Consider the following 18,156-nt stretch of genomic DNA (forward strand, 5'->3'; position numbering starts at 1 on the left):
TGGCGCCCGGAAACCTTTGCCGCTGCTACGGAGTACTTCTGCAGAAAAGCAGCCCTTGAACATTCGCCTTCAACTTTTTGAGCTGGAAGACCAGCGCTGGTTCCCGCACGTTATCCGGCAGGGCATGCTCGATTTCCTGCGCTTCATGATTACCCGGCTGAACGCCTACGAGGCGGCCCTGCCCCTGCTGCAGGAGCTGCTGGAGCGCAGCGGGCAGCGCCACATCACCGATCTTTGCTCCGGGGCCGGAGGCGGGATAGCGGCCATCCAGCAGCAGCTGGGCCAGCGCCTGCACCGCCCCGTTACCGTTACCCTCTCCGACCTTTACCCGAACCTAGGCGCTTATAAGTATTTGCAGGAAAGCTCCGGGGGCGCCATCAACTTTATACCGGAGCCCGTTAATGCCACTGCTGTGCCGGCAAGTATAAAAGGCGTGCGCACCATCTTCTCTTCTTTCCACCACTTTCCGCCGCACCTGGCCAAAGCCATACTTCAGGACGCCGCCTCCAAGCAGGCCGCTATCGGTATTTTTGAGGGCGCCAGAAAAAGCTGGCTAGAGCTGCTCCTGCTATGGCTGCTCTTCCCGCTGGTCATCCTTCTGGTAACGCCTTTTATCCGCCCGTTCCGGCTTAGCAGGCTGTTTTTTACGTACCTCCTTCCGTTGATCCCGCTGGGCATCTTATGGGATGGCACCGTATCGCTGCTGCGCATTTATACCCCGGCGCAATTGCAACGTATGGCATCAGAGGCACAGGCTCCAAACTATACCTGGCGCTCCGGCCGTGCCGGCACCGGCCCCGGCAAAAACGTGATCTACCTCATTGGGTATCCGGAGGAGGTAAAAAGGTAGAAAAGTAAAGAGGTAAAAAAGTATAAACTCAAAGCTAAACCTAAACAGACAGCCATTGAACAGCAAGTATAGCACCGCGCTCACGCTGATGCGCATTCCGTTCTCGGTGTATCTGATGCCGGTGTTTTGGTTTGCGCTGAGCACGCTGCCGCAGGTAAACGTGTGGCGGGCAGTGGCGGTGTTTCTGGTGCTGCATGTGTTGGTGTACCCTGCCAGCAACGGCTACAACTCCTACTACGACCGCGACGAAGGCAGCATTGGCGGTTTAAAGGCCCCTCCTAAGCCCAACCGCCAGCTCATGCACCTGGTGCTGCTGTTCGATGTGCTGGCCATACTTTTCAGCCTGCTCCTGTCCCCGCTGTTCGCCAGCCTGATTGCCTTATACCTGTTCATCTCCAAAGCCTACAGCTACGAGGGCATCCGCCTGAAAAAGTACCCAATCCTGAGCACAGCCGTGGTGACGTTTTTTCAGGGAGCGTTTACCTATGGCATGGTGCAGGTGGGCGTGGGGTTGGCGCTGGCGCAGGTGCTGCAGGCGCCCAACGTATGGTTTGCAGTGGTCAGCACGCTTTTTCTCTGCGGCTCCTACCCGCTCACCCAAATCTACCAGCACGCCGAAGACCGCCGCCGCGGCGACCGCACGCTTAGTATACTTTTGGGCGTTAGGGGCACCTATCTTTTTGCTGCCATCAGTCTTCTGGCGGGCGCCGGATTTCTCCTCTGGCTATACTTCAGCCTGGGTCAGCTACACCGCATGCTCCTGTTCCTGGTTTGCACCGCCCCTGTGCTCTACTTTTTTACGGCATGGGTGCAGCGCGCCCTGCACGACCGCCGCGAAGTGAACTTCGAGAACACTATGCGCATGAACAAGATCTCTTCTGTAAGTATAAGTATGGCTTTTTTGCTGATGCTTTTCACGTAGGCATATCCAATTTAAACTTGGCCGCGTAATATCCTAAACACCAAAAGTTTGGCCCATGAAGTTTTTGGACGCTGTTGTGGCAGGTATTGCCGGCACCGCCGCCATGACTGCTTTCTTATACCTGCTCTCGTTTTTTACCCACCGGGTAATGAAGGTGGTGCGCATACTGGGCACCATGCTCCTGAAGCGCACGCACGCCGACGGCAGCCTATCAGAACGGACGAGCACGAAAGTAGTGGGTACGGTAGCACATTATGCAGTCGGAATCTTTTTTGCGGTGATCTACATGGCGCTCTGGAACTCCGGGGTTGGCGTTCCTACGGCCTCTTGGGGGCTGCTTTTTGGACTGGCACATGGACTGGTGGGGATGGTGATCTGGTACTTCTTCTTTATGATTCACCCCCGTCCCCCGCTGGTCACGCTCAGGACTTATCTCAGCACGCTTATTTTTGCCCACATAGTGTATGGGTTTGTGGCCAGCTATACCTTTTACCTCTTGACAAGCCCGGGCTATAGTTTCTGGTGGTAAGCGCTTTACAACAGACTATGTGTACCTGATTGCACCTCAGGGTTAAGAATGGCGAAACCGACGAGAAAGTATAAAGAAGCGGCAAGCTGAAAAAGATCCAGCTTTTGGTGCAAAATCAGAAGGTGTGCAGGAAGAAGTAGTCTTTTAGGCCGCCAGCTCGCCTTGCAAGGTATAGTTGGGACTGTTTCTGAAGGCAGTGAGTTGCTCGATCGCTTCTTTACCAAGGCCTACCCCCTGATGGTCCTGCAGCAGCTCTTCCCAGGAGGCAAATAGTTTCCAGGTTTCATCACTCTGATACACAGCCGCCTCCCGGTCTGACAGTGGCCGCTCAAAAAAGGCCTCCAGTTCCAGGTCCTCCTCCCGCGTCGGCACCACAATAGTCTCCGACGGGCTGTTCAGCACTTCGATAACCTCTGCCGGACGCTCTTTACTGGCTGGAAAATAGAAGTAGCGCACATACGCCTGAGAGCTTTTAGGGTGAACCGTAAACATGGCCGTAACTATAATTAATCCTAACACTTCCTGTAGTAGTGGTGCCGCTATAGCTTGCCTGCTTCTTCTCTGAATTGTATTGTTTAACAATCTGTAAGCCAGCGCTGGGCAGCTGTGCAACACACGCTATGTTATACTTTATCTCACCGTTACTTGTTGTGGTCCAGGAGAAACTCCCCGGAACAGTTCTATTTTTTATTCTTTTATTTTCCTATATCTGACTATAGCATAGTTACCTGCGTGCTTGGGCACTATCTGCTATACCTTTTGTGTTGTAGATTTTATAAATTGCAGCGTTTTTAAACCTTTAACAATTAGAATTATGGCAATGTACCCTGAATATATGGTTGCCCCTATCCGTGAGGACCTTACCTCGGCAGGATTTGAGCAACTGATGACACCTGAGGAAGTGGAGCAGGCTATCAAATCTGAAGGCACTGTGTTGGTGGCAGTAAACTCTGTTTGCGGCTGTGCGGCCTCCAAGGCCCGTCCTGCCGTTAAAATGGCCGTAGCCGCCTCCGACAAAAAGCCCGCTAAACTGGTGACGGTGTTTGCCGGCATGGAGCAGGAGGCTGTGGCTAAAGCCCGTGAGTTCATGCTGCCTTACCCTCCGTCTTCCCCATCTATTGCTTTGTTTAAGGATGGCGAGCTGGTGCACATGATCGAGCGTTACCACATAGAGGGCAACGACCTGACACGCGTGGTAGACAACCTGCAAGGCGCTTTTGAAGCTTACTGCTAAGCGTTAAGAAGCAAGTATAAAAAGAGAGGGCCGTCAGAATTGTTCTGACGGCCCTCTCTTTTTTATACTTGTAGCGCTGCCTACACGCGCTGCGTGCGCAGGTCAAAGCCTATGTCGTGGCGGTAGTAGCGGTCTTGCCAGGTAATGGTTTCTGCGGCCGCATTGGCTTTTGCGAGCGCCTCTTCCATGGTATCGGCCAAGGCCGTTATGGCAAACACGCGCCCGCCGTTGTTCAGCAGCTTGCCGTTTACCTTCGCGGTGCCCGCATGGAACACCAGCACATCCTTCGACACGTTTTCCAGGCCAGAGATCTCCTTTCCCTTTTCATACCCTTCTGGATAACCGCCCGAGGCAAGTATAACCGTGGTGGCGGTGCGCGGGTCTATCTCCAGTTTGTAGTCTTTCAAGGTATGGTCGTGCAGCGCCTTGAACATCATGAACAGGTCTGACTTGATGCGCGGAAGTATGGCCTCTGTCTCGGGGTCGCCCAGGCGCACGTTGTACTCAATTACGTACGGCTCGCCGTTCACGCTCATCAGCCCGATAAACAGGAAACCGGAATAGTCCAGCTGCTCTTGCTGCATGCCGCGCAGCGTCGGCTCTATGATGCGCTCCTTCACCTTCTGCATAAAAACCTCGTCGGCAAACGGAACCGGCGAAATGGCGCCCATGCCGCCCGTGTTCAGGCCGGTATCGCCCTCGCCAATGCGCTTATAGTCCTTTGCCTCCGGCAGCAGCACATAGTCTTTGCCATCCGTAAGTATAAACACCGACACCTCAATGCCCTGCAGGTATTCCTCAATCACCACTTTGCTGCTGGCGTTGCCAAAGCGCTTGTTACGCAGCATGGCATCTAGCGCGTCAAAGCCTTCCTCGTAGTCTTGCGCAATAATCACGCCCTTGCCTGCTGCCAGCCCGTCGGCCTTAATCACTGTCGGGAAGCTCTGCTGCTTCAGGTATTCCACGGCTTCCTTAAACGTGGCCTCGGTAAAAGTCTGGTAGCGCGCCGTCGGGATGTTATACTTCTGCAGAAAAGACTTGCAGTAGTCTTTGCTGCCCTCCAGCATGGCCCCGGCTTTCTTGGGCCCGATCACCAGGATATGCTTCAGGTACTCCGACTGCGCAAAGTAATCGTGAATGCCCTCTACCAGCGAGTTCTCAGGCCCCACCACCACCATCATGATGTCGAAGTCTGCGGCAAACTTTCCGAGTTCCTCAAAGTCATGTATGTCCACGGCGGCGGTGGTGTGAAACTCGGCGGTACCGGCGTTGCCCGGCGCAACAAACACCTGGTCGCAAAACTCACTCTGGCTTAACTTCCAGGCAATGGCATGCTCACGGGCGCCAGATCCTATCACAAGTACGTTCATAAATTATCTTAAATTGTTCAACTGTTAAATTGTTGAATGGTTAAAGGTCAGGAATACGTGTCAAATCTATAAAAAAATTGTTGGAAGAGACGGGCTATACTTCAAACCTTTTCTCCCAACAATTTAACAATTCAACCATGCAACAATTTAATTAGCATACTCCGACAGGAACTTGATGCGCATCAGGCGCAGGTCCTCCTCGGTGTAGTCGTCGGTGCCCAGTTCTTTTACGGCCACGGCAATGTTATCCGTGCTCGCGTTCATAAAATAGTCGTACACCTCCTCCTGGCGTTCTTCGTCCAGGATATTGTTGATGTAGTAGTTCAGGTTCAGCTTCGTGCCCGAGTAGCAGATGTGCTCAATCTCCTCGATCAACTCCTGCATGGTCAGGTCTTTGGAGGAGGCAATTTCCTCCAGGTCCACCTTTTTATCTATTTGCTGGATGATGTAGATCTTGATCTTGGACTTGTTCACGGTGGTTTTCACCACCACGTCAGAGGCTGTCACGATGTCGTTCTCCTCCACATACTTGCTGATCATGTCCAGGAACGGCTTACCGAATTTCTGCACCTTGCCCATGCCCACGCCGGCAATATGCGCCAGCTCGTCGCGGGTGGTCGGGTACACGGTGGCCATCTCCTTCAGCGACGGGTCCTGGAACAGCACGTATGGCGGCAGGCCTTTGTCCTTGGCCAGTTTCTTGCGCAGGTTCTTCAGCATGTCGAACAGCACCTCGTCGTGGCCTGCGGCTGCCTGCGCCTCTTCCTTCTCCTCGTCCTCCTTTACTTCCTGATCGTAGTTATGGTCTTTGGTTAGCTGTATAGGCTGTGGGTTCTTTATAAAGTCCTCGCCCTTCTGCGTCAGCTTTATCACGCCAAAGCTGTCAATGTCTTTCTCCAAAAACTCGGATAGCAGGATCTGTCGCAACACGGAGCTCCAAAACTGCGCGTCCTGCTCTTTGCCGGCGGCAAACACCTCCAGCTTATCATGGTCGTAGCTGGTCACATACTGGTTGCGCAGGCCCGTAAGCACATGCGTAATGTGGTCTATCCCGAAGCGCTCTCCAGTCAGTTGCACTGCTTTCAGGGCCAGTTGCACCTCCTTCTGCGCCTCAAAGCGCTCTTTCGGGTGCAGGCAGTTGTCGCAGAAGCCGCAGTCTTTCTCGAAGGTCTCGCCAAAGTAATGCAGCAGCTGCTTGCGGCGGCACACGGCCGAGTCGGCATAGGCGGCCATCTCCTGCAGCAGCAGCTTAGAGTTGTCGCGCTCTGTTACGGGCTTGTCTTTATTAAATTTCTCCAGCTTTATGATGTCATCGTAGCTGTAGAACATGATGCAGTTTCCTTCCAGCCCGTCGCGGCCGGCGCGGCCCGTTTCCTGGTAATAACCCTCGATCGACTTAGGCGTGTCGTAATGCGCCACAAAGCGCACGTCCGGCTTGTCGATGCCCATACCGAAGGCGATGGTCGCCACGATCACGTCGCACTCTTCGTTCAGGAAGGCATCCTGGTTAGCCATGCGTATGCTGGCATCGAGGCCGGCATGGTATGGCAGCGCCTTGATATCGTTTACGCGCAGCAGCTCAGCAATCTCCTCCACTTTCTTACGGCTCAGGCAGTATACGATGCCGCTCTTGCCTTTGTGCTTCTTCACGTATTGGATAAGCTGCTTCTTGGTCTTATGCTTGGGGCGCACCTCGTAGTATAGGTTGGTGCGGTTAAAAGACGATTTGAACACGGACGCCTCGTCCATCTGCAGGTTGCGCTGGATGTCGAGCTGCACTTTCGGCGTGGCTGTGGCCGTGAGGGCAATAATCGGCAAATCTCCGATCTGGTCGATGATGCCCCGGATGCGGCGGTACTCCGGACGGAAGTCGTGGCCCCACTCCGAGATGCAGTGCGCCTCGTCTATGGCCACGAAAGAAATATTAGAGGCACGCAGGAACTCCACCGTCTCCTCCTTCGTGAGCGACTCCGGCGCCACGTACAGCAGCTTTACCTCGCCGGCCAGCGTCTCTTTTTTCACTTTATTCGTTTCCGCCTTAGAAAGCGTCGAATTCAGAAAGTGAGCGTTTACTCCAAAGGCGTTCAGCTGGTCTACCTGGTTCTTCATCAGGGCGATCAGCGGCGAAATAACGATGGCCGTTCCCGGCAACGATAGGGCAGGTAGTTGGTAACACAACGACTTGCCAGCTCCTGTTGGCATAATCACAAAGGTGTTCTTGCCGTTGATAATATTGTTAATTATCAACTCCTGATTCCCCCTGAATTGATTATACCCAAAAACTTCTTTTAATTTGTTCTTGAGATTTACCTCTTGTTGAATAGACATGTAATCCTTCAAAAAATTTAATCAAATTGCAACGCACTCCAGAAGAGTGCCCTAACACAAATTTAACTTGAATCTCCCTAATAATATAGCGCTTACCGCAAAAAAAGTATTAACCGCCGAAGCCGAGGCAATCGCCAGACTGGCCGATTTTATCGACGAAAGTTTTGAGGATTGCATAAAGGCTATCCTGCAGATCAAAGGCCGTGTAGTGGTTACCGGTATTGGCAAGAGCGCCAACATCGCCCAGAAAATGGTGGCCACCCTCAACTCCACCGGCACGCCTGCCTTGTTTATGCACGCTGCCGATGCCATTCACGGCGACCTGGGCATGATACAGCCCGAGGACTTCGTGATCTGCATCTCCAAGAGCGGCAACACGCCTGAGATAAAGGTACTTGTACCTTTGCTGAAACGCAAAGGTTCTAAGCTGGCGGCCCTTGTTAGCAGCACCGACTCTTACCTGGCCCAGAGCGCCGACTTTGTACTTAACGCCAACGTGGAGCGCGAGGCCTGCCCGCACAACCTGGCCCCTACCACCAGCACCACCGCTGCCCTTGCCCTGGGCGATGCACTGGCGGTAAGCCTGCTGGAGGCCCGCGGCTTTAGCAAGGCGGATTTCGGCGCGCTGCACCCGGGCGGCTCTTTGGGCAAGCGCCTTTACCTGAAGGTAGAGGATATTTACACCCAAAACGAGGCGCCCCGCGTAAAGGAGAACGCATCACTTAGAGAAATTATTATTGAGATTTCTTCTAAGCGCCTGGGAGCCACTGCAGTAGTTAAAACCGACTCAGAGGAACTGGTGGGCATTATAACCGACGGAGACCTGCGCCGCATGCTGAACAAGTATGAGAAGACCGAAGGAATCACCGCGGCTGACATTATGACGCCCTCGCCGCTGACCATAGAGCCGGAAGACTATGCGGCTGAGGCCATGGCCCTGATGCAGGCAAAAAGTATAACGCAACTCATTGTAACTAAATCAGGTAAATTCGAGGGCTTCATCCACCTCCATGATTTACTTAAAGAAGGACTTGTATAACATGGACAACAACACCTACGTGGTGATCATGGCCGGCGGCATCGGAAGCCGCTTCTGGCCTTTCAGCCGCACCAACTATCCAAAGCAGTTCCACGATGTGCTGGGCACCGGCCAAAGTATGCTGCAGGCTACCGCCGAGCGCTTTAAGAACATCTGCCCGCCTGAGAATGTGTTTATCGTAACCAACAAGGATTATGAGGCACTTGTAAAGCAGCAGCTCCCGGAACTGACTGACAACCAGATCTTGCTGGAACCGATTGGCCGCAACACCGCGCCGTGCATTGCCTATGCCTCTTACAAAATCGCGCAGCTAAACCCCAACGCTAACCTGGTGGTAACGCCAGCCGACCATGTGGTGCTGAAGCAGGATGTGTTTACAGAGGTGATAAACGATGCGCTGGAGGCTGCCGCCAAAGACGACGTGCTGATTACGCTGGGCATCACCCCAAGCCGCCCCGACACAGGCTACGGTTACATCCAATACATAGATGAGGCAGGGTCTAAGACGAAGAAGGTGAAGACCTTTACCGAAAAGCCGAACCTGGAGCTGGCTCAGATGTTCCTGGAGAGCGGCGACTTTGTGTGGAACTCCGGCATTTTTATCTGGAGCGCACGCAGCATCCTGAAAGCTTTTCGGCAGCACCTGCCGGAGATTACCGAAGTGTTTGAGGAAGGCCTTGGCACCCTGAACACATCCGACGAGCAAAACTTTATCACAAGGGCTTACTCCCAGTGCCGCAACGTGTCGATAGACTACGGCATTATGGAGAAAGTGGACAACGTGTACGTGCTGCTGGCCGACATCGGCTGGTCTGACCTGGGCACCTGGAACTCGCTATATACCATCAATGAGAAAGATGAGGCTGGCAACGTGGTAGACGGCGAGGTAATGCTCTACGACACCAAAGACTGCATCATCAAAACCCCGAAGGACCGGTTGGTAGTGCTGCAGGGGCTGGAAGACTACATTGTGGCCGAGTATGATAACGTGCTGATGATCTGCAAAAAGACAGAAGAGCAGAAGGTGAAGGAGTTTATGGCCGACGCCAAGTCTAAAAAAGGCCCGGACTACATTTAACCATACTTCACAAAGTATAAAAAAAGGCCATGCGCTGGAAGAAGTCCGGTGCATGGCCTTTTTACTTTTACAGAAGTATGATTTATACTTCTAAAGCATGATTTTATACGTTGCTACATTGGCTCCAGCCTGTTCATGCTGGCATAGCCGCCGTCCTTCAGGCGCTGGCGCATGGCTTCGTAAAGTATAATGCCGGTGGCCACCGACACGTTTAGCGAGCCGATCTGGCCCATCAGCGGGATGCGCAGCTTTACGTCGGCGCGCTTCAGGTATTCCGGCGAGATGCCGTCCTCCTCGCTGCCCATCAGTATGGCGGTTGGCCCAACCATATCCACGGCAAAATCTGTTAGCTGGTGCTCGGTCTTCTCGGTGCAGGCCACCACCTGAAAGCCATAGTCCTTCAGGTAGTCGATCGTCTCCTTCAGGTTGGGCTCGCGGCAAACGGGCACCAGGTTCAGCGCCCCGGCAGAGGTTTTCATGGCATCGGCGTTGATCTGCGCGCCGCCACGGCTCGGAATCACGATGGCATCCACGCCCATGCACTCTGCGTTACGGGCAATGGAACCGAAGTTGCGCACGTCGGTCACGCGGTCAAGTATAAGCAGCAGCGGGTTCTTGCCCTGCTCAAACAGCGCTGTCACAATTTCTGACAAGGGCTGGTAAGAGATCGGCGAGATCATGGCCACAGCGCCCTGATGGTTCTTGCGCGTCAGCTTGTTCAGCTTTTCCACAGGCACGGTTACCACCGGCACCTCACGGCTTTTCGCCAGCTTCACGATCTCGTCGGTAGTGGGGTTTCGGGTGCCACGCAGCAGGAAAATCTTCTCCAGCTCTTTTCCGGCCGTTAGCGCCTCCAGTATGGGGCGCGAGCCAAAAATCATCTCGCTCTTATCTTCTTTGGGTGTTCTGGGGCCTCCGTAGCGGTTGCCTACAAATTTGTCTTTCCTGCTCTCCATTTTGCAACTGAGCTGTACCAGCTTTCCTCGTACTCGCGGCGCCGTATCAGCTCATAATAATTTTCGGTAAAGTTATTCTCTTTTTTGGTAAAAACGAACTTGATGTATGGCGCAGTGTCGGACTCGCGGTAAATCCAGGTGATGTTAGGCCCTACCTGGCTGATGCTGCTGGGCTGGCCGTAGATGATGTAGATCATGCCCCGGTCGGTGGCCCAGCCGGCTTTGTGCGCCGTAAAGAGCTTGTTGGCCATTTCCACACGGCCATAGTATGTGCGGATGAGGTTACGGGCCACGCTTTGGGTTCCGCCGACCTCCAGCCAAAAGTCATCTACAGCGGCCTTGGGGTCGCTGGCTTTCTGCATCGCCTCGCGTTCTTCGGATGTTGTCAGGTAAATAAGCGGGGGAATGAGCTCTTTAGCCTGCGTAACATACGGATACTTACCCGGAAGCACCACAACGCCCTTGCTTGTAGCAGCCTCAGGATTAAAAAGGTAAACTCCCTCCTGATCCAGGCTAAGGGTATCAAAGACAGGGAAAGTATACGTTTGGGCGGCGGCCAGGGTACGCGGCACAGGCGGCTTGCGCATGCTCATGGGCGGGGCGGCGGGCATAAAGTCCAGGTTAAACCTGTCGGCCTGCAACACGGTGTCGTTTGGGTTATAGTCTCGCACCAACAGTTTATCTGAGGTGGTAATGTAGTTCTCGAACAGCGGCTTACCGGTGGCAGCACGCACCAGCAGGTAGTTTTTCTGCAGCATATCCGCTTTTAAGGGTACTTTATATTTCAGGGCCAGGTACTCCTGCCCCGACTTTACCTGCCACAACTGCAGGTGCAGCACGTTCGGCTCCTGCACCACCTGCCCCGGCACCGACAGCTTCACGTGCAGCTGCCCTTCGATGTCGGTTAGCTTGCGGTCGGGTAGGTTCACGGAGTCCTGCAGCACAGCCGCGTCTCTCTCCGAAAGCCCTGCCCTGACTGCATACTCATACGAGGTGGCGGCTGTTAGTATGTCGATTACCTGGCGCGCATCTTCAAACTTAAACAGCAGGTGCAGGCTGTCGTTGCTGCCATAGTAGGCGTACTGCATGGTTACCTCAGGCACCTCCCGCCTTACCTGCTGCGCCGGTTCCTGGCTGCCAAGGCCAATCGAGGAGCTGCGGTAGTCGCCACTGCCGCAACCGCATAACATGCACAGTAAAAGCAAACATAAGTACCTCATCATAAAGTAAGTATAGTAAAAACCAAAAAACCCGGACTGCCGCTGCGCAACCCGGGTTTTTGTACTGGTAAAAACCTTATTTTGTTTAGCGCCGCATACGCTGCAGGTACTGCCGGAACTGCTGCTCCAGCTGCTGCGCTTTCTCATCCTGGCCCAGCTGCTGCGCGTTACCGATCAGCTGCTGCAAAATCACCATGTTTACCTGTATCTCCTGGTCGAACAACGCGCCTTTGGCAAAGTAGTAGTCCAGGGACTTCTGCGCGTCCTGCGCCATCCTGTCCAGTAGCTGCGTGGCTTTGTCAGTCTCGCCCAGGGCCGCATAAATTGGGATGAACTGCGGCGTATAGTAATCAAACGGCACGGTCTCTAGCGGCAGCTCCTCAAAGCAGCGGTCCACTATCTCTTTGGCGCGCGCCTCGTCCCCGTCCTGCAGGTAGGCGGCAGCCAGCGTGGCAAACTTATCGCGGGCATTGGCCGAGAAGCGGTAGTAGTTATCGTCGTAGAAAATGTTCGGGTCGTCGAAGTTGCGGAACTTGAACTCCTTCATCACATGCTTATACATCACCTCTTTGTTCACGATGCCCTCCTCGTTTTCCGGAGACTTCACCGGCACGATGCGGTAAGCCAGGCCTTCCAGCTGGAAGTAATCAGACAGGCCGATGAAGTCGGCGCTGTTTACGGTGGTAGAGAAGTAAATAGGGCGCTCCCAGTTGTTGGTGGCCAGCAGGTCCAGCATCACCAGGTGCTTTTTCTCCAGCAATGACTTGGTAATGGTCCAGGCCATGCGGTCGGTGATCTGGTCCTCGTAATCCTCTGCCACAAAGCCCATCTGCTTCACTTTCTCCTTGTCCACGTTCAGGAAGAAGTTATGGGTAGGCATGGTCAGCAGCGTGGTACCCGCGCCATACTGCGCCTGCAGAGCCGGATGGTTTTCTTTAATCAGCTCGATATACTGCTTCAGGTCGATGCCGGCGGCCACCTGTGGCCGCTCCATGTATGGCAAAAAGTCGTTGGTGCCCTGGCGGTAGTTCTCCATGCCCAGCGACAGCGGCCACGGAGCCGACTTGTACGACGGGTCCATCATCTGGTCGATGTACCAATCGGTGTTGAGGTAGCTGAGCACGGCCACGCGCACATCGGTACGGTAGCCCTCCACCTCCTGCACATACCACAGCGGGAACGTGTCGTTGTCGCCGTTCGTGAAAAGTATGGCGTTCGGGGCGCAGGAGTCCAGCAGGTTCTTGGCTGAGTCTACGGAGTGATAACGGTCGGAGCGGTCGTGGTCGTCCCACCCTTCGGCTGCCATAATACCCGGCACCAGCAGGCCGATAACGGTAGCCACCGCGGCGCGGCTGGTTGTGTTTTTAAGCACTTTGCCCAACAGGTCAGCCAGCCCCATTACGCCCAGGCCAATCCAGATGGAGAAGGCGTAGAACGATCCGGCAAAGGTATAATCCCTCTCGCGCGGCTCTACCGGCGGCTGGTTCAGGTACAGGGCAATGGCAATGCCTGTGAAGAAGAAGAGCAGGCCAATCACAAATGCATTCCGCTCATCTTTGCGCACCTGGTAAATCAGACCAAGTATACCTACCAGCAAAGGCAGCAGGTAAAAGCAGTTGCGCGCCTCGCTCTCCAGCACGCGCGCCGGCGCATTCGGGTCGTTTTTGCCGAACCACAGCACGCCTGCGTTCTGCACGTCGCTCTCGCGGCCCGCAAAGTTCCACAGGAAGTAGCGCCAGTACATAAAGCCCAACTGGTAGTTCAGCATGTAGCTCATGTTCTGCCCGAATGTTGGGGTCTGCCCCTCGCGCAGGTCCACCCACTTTTTGTAGGCATCAATGTGCGCAGGCTGGTCGCTGTAGATACGCGGCAGGAACACCTTATCCTTAGAGTCATACACGGGCTCTACCTTATTGCCAGTGTTGATATACTTATCTTTTCCTTTCACATAGCGCGGCGCGCCCTCTTCCTGCCCGGTCGGCTGCGCGTTGTACTGTGGCCCGAACAGCAGCGGGCGGTCACCGTACTGCTCCCGCTTCAGGTAGGACACGAAGGTCAGAATGTCGTCCGGGTCATTCTCATCAATGGTTGGCTCGTAAGAGGAGCGGATCGGGATCATCATGTATGAGGAGTAGCCGATCAGCACGAACACCAGGCTAAGCAGGGCCGTGTTCAATACGCGGCTGTTGTGCTTGATGGAGTACCGGATGCCGAAGACGATAACCCCCACGAACAGCACCAGGAAAACGATGATACCCGAGCTGAACGGCAGGCCGAAGTCGTTTACGAACAGCACCTCGAACCAGCCCGCCACCGACGGCAGCCCCGGGATAACGCCCCAAAGTATGGCCACCACAATCACGGCGCTGATGCAGAAGGCAGTAACTCCGCCCCAGAAATTTGGCCTGTAAAGGCGGAAATAGTATACAAAGGCCAGTGCCGGAATAGTTACCAGGTTGAGCAGGTGCGCCCCGATGGAAAGCCCCACCAGGTAAGCGATCAGAATAAGCCACTTGTCAGAGTGCGCTTCTCCCGCCTTGGCCTCCCACCGAAGTATAGCCCAGAAAACAATGGCGGTAAAGAAAGAGGACATGGCGTAAACCTCGGCTTCCACGGCAGAGAACCAGGCGGAGTCAGAGAAAGTATAGGCCAGCGCTCCTACGGCACCGCTGCCCATGATCAGCAGCAGGTTGCCCGTGCTTGGCTCTGCCCCCTCTTTTACCAACAACTTGCGGGCAAGTATGGTGATGGTCCAGAACAGGAAGAGCACCGTACCGGCACTGCAAAGCGCAGACAGCAGGTTCACCCACCAGGCTACTTGCGTAGGGTCTGAGGCGAACATGGAGAACAGCCTGCCCATTAAGAGGTAAAAAGGCGCCCCCGGCGGGTGTGGCACCAGCAGCTTGTAAGAGCAGGCGATAAACTCACCCGCATCCCAATAGCTGGCAGTTGGCTCCAGCGTAAGCACATACACGGCTGTCGCGATCAAAAACACGACCCAGCCCACAAGGTTGTTTACCTTCCGATAATCCGTCATAGCTCTAGTAGATTCAGCCCCGAAAATAATAAATTAATGCCAGTGGCTGGTTATTTTTACAAATTAAGCATGAAAAAGCCGGCACGTGGGCCGGCTTTTCAGGTATCTCTTATTAATCAGTTTATTTCTGCAGCACCAGTCGCTTCGTTTCCACGGTTTTGCCGTTTACCAGCAGGCTGTAGAAGTATACCCCCGATGGCAGGCTGGACAGGTCCAGGTCTACGCGGGCTTTATCGGCCGGCGCCACCTCCTGCACGGCCAGCACTTTGCCGATGGTGTTGGAGATGCGGATCTTATAGTTGTTGTTGCCCGGCAGGTTCAGCGCCAGGCTGGTGTAGCCGCGCGACGGGTTCGGGTACGCGTTAATGGATGGCAGCGATGTTTTCAGGTCGTTGCCTGGCGCAAAGGCAGCCAGCGTAATGTTGGCGTACATGCTTTTGGTCTGCTTCCGCTCCACGACATGGAACACCTGGCTTACGGCCGAAGCATAAATCTTGGAACAGGTATGGTCGTTTGCCTTCTCTACAAAATTCGGGCGGGCGTTGTTGGCCGACAGCGTCAGGTGCTCCGCCCTTTCCGGCATCAGCTTCCAAAGTGTATTCCCTCCCTTGTAAGTCGGCGAAACGCCCTCTATATCACCGCTTCCTGCAAAACTCACCAGATGGGAGCTAACAAGCGTGGCAACCAATATCAGTTTAGTAAAAATCCTCATAAGTATTAAGTGTCTTATTGTTATAGCATACAAACTATACTCTTCGACATAGCAAATCAAAGATAGCCGAAAATGCTTTACCTTAAAATTAAATTTTCAAAATATTTATGAATGAGGAGGATATACTTATTCCCACCTTCTTCTTCATCTTCCATAGCAATAATTATTCCCTTTTCCGTGGAGCTCCCTCTCTATTGCACTAGACCAACCTTTATCCTGGAGTCAAAAACACAACAAAACCTCCTCATAAATTACACTTTTCCATTAAAATATACTTGACATACTTTTCATATGTAGATATAACAATCCTATAATACACTAAATCAAATTACCATCCCCTGGAGATCATACTTGGAATAAACGATCATACACTTACCAGTTAGATATAAACGCCACAAAGAAAGGCTCCAGCGCCCAAGCCCTCATACACAAAATTGTGCAACTACATCCTGTGCCCTCCGTTAGACATACCGAACCCATTAATAGGATTTTACCACTTACACAAATAAGAACCCTATGAACCGAAATATACTTTACCTTGCCTTATTATTTTTAATTTCGTCCGGCTTTGCGCAAGCCCAGCGCCCCACTCCAAGCGGCGGCTGTACGCAAGCGCCCACAGAATGCTATGAGTTCAGCTACTTTGGAGCCACAGAGATAGAAGCCGGGTTGATGCAGCTTTCGTTTGGCCTGCAGGTTAACTGCGATAAGCTGGCTTATATAGCCTTTGAGCTGCCGGATGGATCGGAGGCGGCCGGCCCAGCAGATGTTTACCACCAGAATGCGCGCACCTACGTCGTCCGAAACGGCATTACAAGCGAACAGGGGCCAAACGAGGTGGAAACGCCTTTCAACGCCATTCAATTTAACGCAAAGCAAAATTACTCGCTGACAGGCGGGGCAGTCGACACCTTTACATTTAACTTGACCCAAGCCGACTTTGAGGCCTTGGGCACCATGCGCGTGCGAGCCACGCTCCGTAGCGGCGTAGTATCGGCCAGAGATCAGGTCACCCAGAGCAGACAAGTGGTGTTTGATTTATCGGCCTGCAGCCCAAGCTCTCCGGGCGCATGCGTTATAGAGCGGGACCAGGCGAGCTTTGCCTTTGCGGGCGCCACCGATAACGGCGACGGCACCACCACCGTGCTACTGCAGGTCGAGAACAAAAGCGCCAGCGATGTAAACCGCATCTCGATTGAAACAGTGGAAACGGCAGATGCCCTCGCAGTGGAAGGCATGACCAACGGAAACGTTTACCACACCACCAACTTCGGCTACAAAGTAAGTATAGATCAGGACGCCAACCTCATCACCTTCGATGCCCAGAACAACAAAGGCTATAGCAACGGCGCAGCCGATGTCTTTGCGGTGGTAGTGCCAAGAGACCTTTACGAACTGGAGCCATACTTTACCATCACGATGACTGCCGGCAACGTGACAGAAAGCGTCGGCCTGAACACCATCAGCTGCGAAGACATACCGATTACGCCTCTGCCCGTAGAGCTTGCCTCTTTTGAAGGAAAAGCCACCCAAAGCGGGATAGAACTGGAATGGAGCACCGCCTCCGAAGAAAACAACGACCGGTTTGAGGTAGAGCGCAGCCAGGACGGCAGGCACTTCAGCAAAATAGCGGAGGCAAAGGGGGCCGGCAACTCCATTACGCCACTATACTATAGCTATACCGACAGAACAGCCGCAGACCGTTTATACTACTACCGCCTGAAGCAGGTGGACTTTGACGGCGCATCTGAGTTCAGCAAGGTAGTGGCAGTGAGAAGCATCGGACTAGCCGACGCCACCATGGAAGTATACCCGAACCCTGTACCCGACAACTACCTGAAGATTGCGATGCAGAACGAGGCTGATGCCCAGCTAAAGATCATGGACCGGAACGGGCGTACCGTGTACACCCAGCGAATAGGCGCCGGCAGGCAGGAGCTACAGCTGTCGGTTTCGGAGCTCAACGTGCCCAAGGGCTTGTACTATGTGCACTTGCAGGGCACCAACGTCAGCAGGCAAGTGCAGAAGCTGATCATACAGTAAACAACAAGTATAAGTATAAACATCGCCCGGCCAGCGTAACCGACCGGGCGAGGTTTATACTTATACCCTACAGCTGCGGCAGCTTATAGCACATGGGCTATTTCCTTAAAATCGAAGTAGCGCAGCTCGTTCTCTATCTCCACGGCCAACCGGCCAGCCTCATCCACCCCCATAATCTGCCCCTGCACCTCCTGCTGCCCAATTCGGAAAAGGTGCTTTTCCTGGTAGCGGTACAGGCCCTGCAGGTACTCATACTTGAGGCGGGCCAGGTGGCCGTTGCGCAGCTGCAGGTAGCGCTTTTCCAGCAGCTCCAGCAGCCGCACCGTCAGTTTCTCCAAATCCAGGGTATACCCCAGCGCGCAGGCCAAAGAGCTTGCCGTAGAAGTTCCGAACCGTAACTGGTTCACGTTTAAACCAATACCCACAATGCTGTGTTGTAGAGACAGACTATTAATGGTGTTTTCTATCAGAATCCCGCCAAGTTTCTTATCTTCAAAGAATAAATCGTTGGGCCACTTTACCTGCGCCTGCTCAAGCCCCTGCTCGCGCAGCAGGTCGAGCACGGCCAGCGACACGGCCATGTTGAGGTAAAACTGCTGGCGCACGGCCAAAAACGTTGGCGACAGAATTACAGACAGCGTGATGTTCTGCCCCGGCGCCGCTTCCCAGGAATTGCCGCGTTGGCCGCGCCCCTGGGTTTGGCAGTGGGTAACCACAGTACACCCCTCTGTGGCTTCATTTTTGATAAGAAGCTGTTGGGCCTCGGTGTTGGTAGAGGCACAGCTTTGGATAAAAAGCAGCTGTTGGCCCATAAACAGCGTATTAGGCAACATATTTA

Annotated in this window: 15 protein-coding genes; 7 read left to right on the plus strand and 8 right to left on the minus strand. The window is 53.8% G+C overall.

Features of this window, described 5'->3' with window-relative positions:
- Positions 1 to 55 precede the first annotated feature (55 nt).
- The 3 genes from FJM65_RS06575 to FJM65_RS06585 are packed head-to-tail and all read left to right on the plus strand — an operon-like array spanning position 56 to position 2,301.
- The gene (locus FJM65_RS06575; RefSeq protein WP_140620725.1) at positions 56 to 850 is read left to right on the plus strand and encodes a class I SAM-dependent methyltransferase; all 795 of its coding nucleotides are present in this window, start codon (positions 56 to 58) and stop codon (positions 848 to 850) included.
- 55 nt (positions 851 to 905) lie between these two features.
- Complete coding sequence (locus tag FJM65_RS06580) at positions 906 to 1,772, plus strand: UbiA family prenyltransferase (RefSeq protein WP_239022857.1); 867 nt, start codon at positions 906 to 908, stop codon at positions 1,770 to 1,772.
- A 55-nt stretch (positions 1,773 to 1,827) separates the two neighbouring features.
- Positions 1,828 to 2,301, plus strand: coding sequence for a hypothetical protein (locus FJM65_RS06585; protein WP_140620726.1), 474 nt, complete (start codon positions 1,828 to 1,830; stop codon positions 2,299 to 2,301).
- Between the two features lie 144 nt (positions 2,302 to 2,445).
- Here the strand turns inward: FJM65_RS06585 and FJM65_RS06590 are convergent, their stop codons facing one another.
- Positions 2,446 to 2,793, minus strand: coding sequence for a hypothetical protein (locus tag FJM65_RS06590; protein ID WP_140620728.1), 348 nt, complete (start codon positions 2,791 to 2,793; stop codon positions 2,446 to 2,448).
- Between the two features lie 328 nt (positions 2,794 to 3,121).
- Between FJM65_RS06590 and FJM65_RS06595 the strand changes: the two genes are divergently transcribed.
- The gene (locus tag FJM65_RS06595) at positions 3,122 to 3,535 is read left to right on the plus strand and encodes a BrxA/BrxB family bacilliredoxin (protein WP_140621040.1); all 414 of its coding nucleotides are present in this window, start codon (positions 3,122 to 3,124) and stop codon (positions 3,533 to 3,535) included.
- Between the two features lie 80 nt (positions 3,536 to 3,615).
- On the opposite strand, the gene purD is transcribed toward FJM65_RS06595, so the two are convergent.
- A complete protein-coding gene (purD, locus tag FJM65_RS06600) occupies positions 3,616 to 4,905 on the minus strand; it encodes a phosphoribosylamine--glycine ligase (RefSeq protein WP_140620729.1) in 1,290 nt (429 codons plus the stop codon).
- Between the two features lie 147 nt (positions 4,906 to 5,052).
- The gene (gene recQ / locus FJM65_RS06605; RefSeq protein WP_140620730.1) at positions 5,053 to 7,233 is read right to left on the minus strand and encodes a DNA helicase RecQ; all 2,181 of its coding nucleotides are present in this window, start codon (positions 7,231 to 7,233) and stop codon (positions 5,053 to 5,055) included.
- 67 nt (positions 7,234 to 7,300) lie between these two features.
- Between recQ and FJM65_RS06610 the strand changes: the two genes are divergently transcribed.
- Together FJM65_RS06610 and FJM65_RS06615 are read left to right on the plus strand one after the other, a co-directional pair.
- Complete coding sequence (locus FJM65_RS06610) at positions 7,301 to 8,272, plus strand: KpsF/GutQ family sugar-phosphate isomerase (protein ID WP_140620731.1); 972 nt, start codon at positions 7,301 to 7,303, stop codon at positions 8,270 to 8,272.
- 1 nt (position 8,273) lies between these two features.
- Positions 8,274 to 9,350 carry a mannose-1-phosphate guanylyltransferase gene (locus FJM65_RS06615; protein WP_140621041.1) on the plus strand — a complete coding sequence of 359 codons (1,077 nt, stop codon included), beginning with the start codon at positions 8,274 to 8,276 and terminating at the stop codon, positions 9,348 to 9,350.
- Positions 9,351 to 9,463: 113 nt separating this feature from the next.
- Here FJM65_RS06615 and rlmB read toward each other — a convergent pair whose 3' ends face one another.
- The 4 genes from rlmB to FJM65_RS06635 form a co-directional block, all read right to left on the minus strand.
- Positions 9,464 to 10,306 (minus strand): 23S rRNA (guanosine(2251)-2'-O)-methyltransferase RlmB, encoded by an 843-nt coding sequence (rlmB, locus tag FJM65_RS06620; protein WP_140620732.1) that lies wholly within the window; start codon positions 10,304 to 10,306, stop codon positions 9,464 to 9,466.
- Positions 10,279 to 11,496: a GWxTD domain-containing protein gene (locus FJM65_RS21495; protein ID WP_239022858.1), complete on the minus strand. Its 1,218-nt coding sequence runs from the start codon at positions 11,494 to 11,496 to the stop codon at positions 10,279 to 10,281. The genes rlmB and FJM65_RS21495 overlap by 28 nt, the downstream gene beginning before the upstream one ends.
- Before the next feature lie 115 nt (positions 11,497 to 11,611).
- Entirely contained in the window at positions 11,612 to 14,563 is a 2,952-nt protein-coding gene (locus tag FJM65_RS06630; protein WP_140620733.1) for a protein O-mannosyl-transferase family, read from the minus strand.
- A gap of 121 nt (positions 14,564 to 14,684) precedes the next feature.
- Positions 14,685 to 15,275 carry a T9SS type A sorting domain-containing protein gene (locus FJM65_RS06635; RefSeq protein WP_140620734.1) on the minus strand — a complete coding sequence of 197 codons (591 nt, stop codon included), beginning with the start codon at positions 15,273 to 15,275 and terminating at the stop codon, positions 14,685 to 14,687.
- Positions 15,276 to 15,791: 516 nt separating this feature from the next.
- Between FJM65_RS06635 and FJM65_RS06640 the strand changes: the two genes are divergently transcribed.
- Complete coding sequence (locus FJM65_RS06640; RefSeq protein WP_140620735.1) at positions 15,792 to 17,318, plus strand: T9SS type A sorting domain-containing protein; 1,527 nt, start codon at positions 15,792 to 15,794, stop codon at positions 17,316 to 17,318.
- Positions 17,319 to 17,401: 83 nt separating this feature from the next.
- Here FJM65_RS06640 and FJM65_RS06645 read toward each other — a convergent pair whose 3' ends face one another.
- Positions 17,402 to 18,151: a biotin--[acetyl-CoA-carboxylase] ligase gene (locus FJM65_RS06645; RefSeq protein WP_140620736.1), complete on the minus strand. Its 750-nt coding sequence runs from the start codon at positions 18,149 to 18,151 to the stop codon at positions 17,402 to 17,404.
- Positions 18,152 to 18,156: the final 5 nt, after the last annotated feature.

The sequence above is a fragment of the Pontibacter mangrovi genome, from assembly GCF_006385705.1.
GTDB classification, from domain to species: domain Bacteria; phylum Bacteroidota; class Bacteroidia; order Cytophagales; family Hymenobacteraceae; genus Pontibacter; species Pontibacter mangrovi.

What these genes read in the sequence shown, in the direction of transcription:
- FJM65_RS21495 (WP_239022858.1), bottom strand. Translation starts at nt 11,496, where the DNA reads ATGTTATGCGGTTGCGGCAGTGGCGACTACCGCAGCTCCTCGATTGGC.
- FJM65_RS06615 (WP_140621041.1), top strand. Translation starts at nt 8,274, where the DNA reads ATGGACAACAACACCTACGTGGTGATCATGGCCGGCGGCATCGGAAGC.
- FJM65_RS06585 (WP_140620726.1), top strand. Translation starts at nt 1,828, where the DNA reads ATGAAGTTTTTGGACGCTGTTGTGGCAGGTATTGCCGGCACCGCCGCC.
- FJM65_RS06590 (WP_140620728.1), bottom strand. Translation starts at nt 2,793, where the DNA reads ATGTTTACGGTTCACCCTAAAAGCTCTCAGGCGTATGTGCGCTACTTC.
- purD (WP_140620729.1), bottom strand. Translation starts at nt 4,905, where the DNA reads ATGAACGTACTTGTGATAGGATCTGGCGCCCGTGAGCATGCCATTGCC.
- rlmB (WP_140620732.1), bottom strand. Translation starts at nt 10,306, where the DNA reads ATGGAGAGCAGGAAAGACAAATTTGTAGGCAACCGCTACGGAGGCCCC.
- FJM65_RS06635 (WP_140620734.1), bottom strand. Translation starts at nt 15,275, where the DNA reads ATGAGGATTTTTACTAAACTGATATTGGTTGCCACGCTTGTTAGCTCC.
- FJM65_RS06640 (WP_140620735.1), top strand. Translation starts at nt 15,792, where the DNA reads ATGAACCGAAATATACTTTACCTTGCCTTATTATTTTTAATTTCGTCC.
- FJM65_RS06630 (WP_140620733.1), bottom strand. Translation starts at nt 14,563, where the DNA reads ATGACGGATTATCGGAAGGTAAACAACCTTGTGGGCTGGGTCGTGTTT.
- recQ (WP_140620730.1), bottom strand. Translation starts at nt 7,233, where the DNA reads ATGTCTATTCAACAAGAGGTAAATCTCAAGAACAAATTAAAAGAAGTT.
- FJM65_RS06645 (WP_140620736.1), bottom strand. Translation starts at nt 18,151, where the DNA reads ATGTTGCCTAATACGCTGTTTATGGGCCAACAGCTGCTTTTTATCCAA.
- FJM65_RS06595 (WP_140621040.1), top strand. Translation starts at nt 3,122, where the DNA reads ATGTACCCTGAATATATGGTTGCCCCTATCCGTGAGGACCTTACCTCG.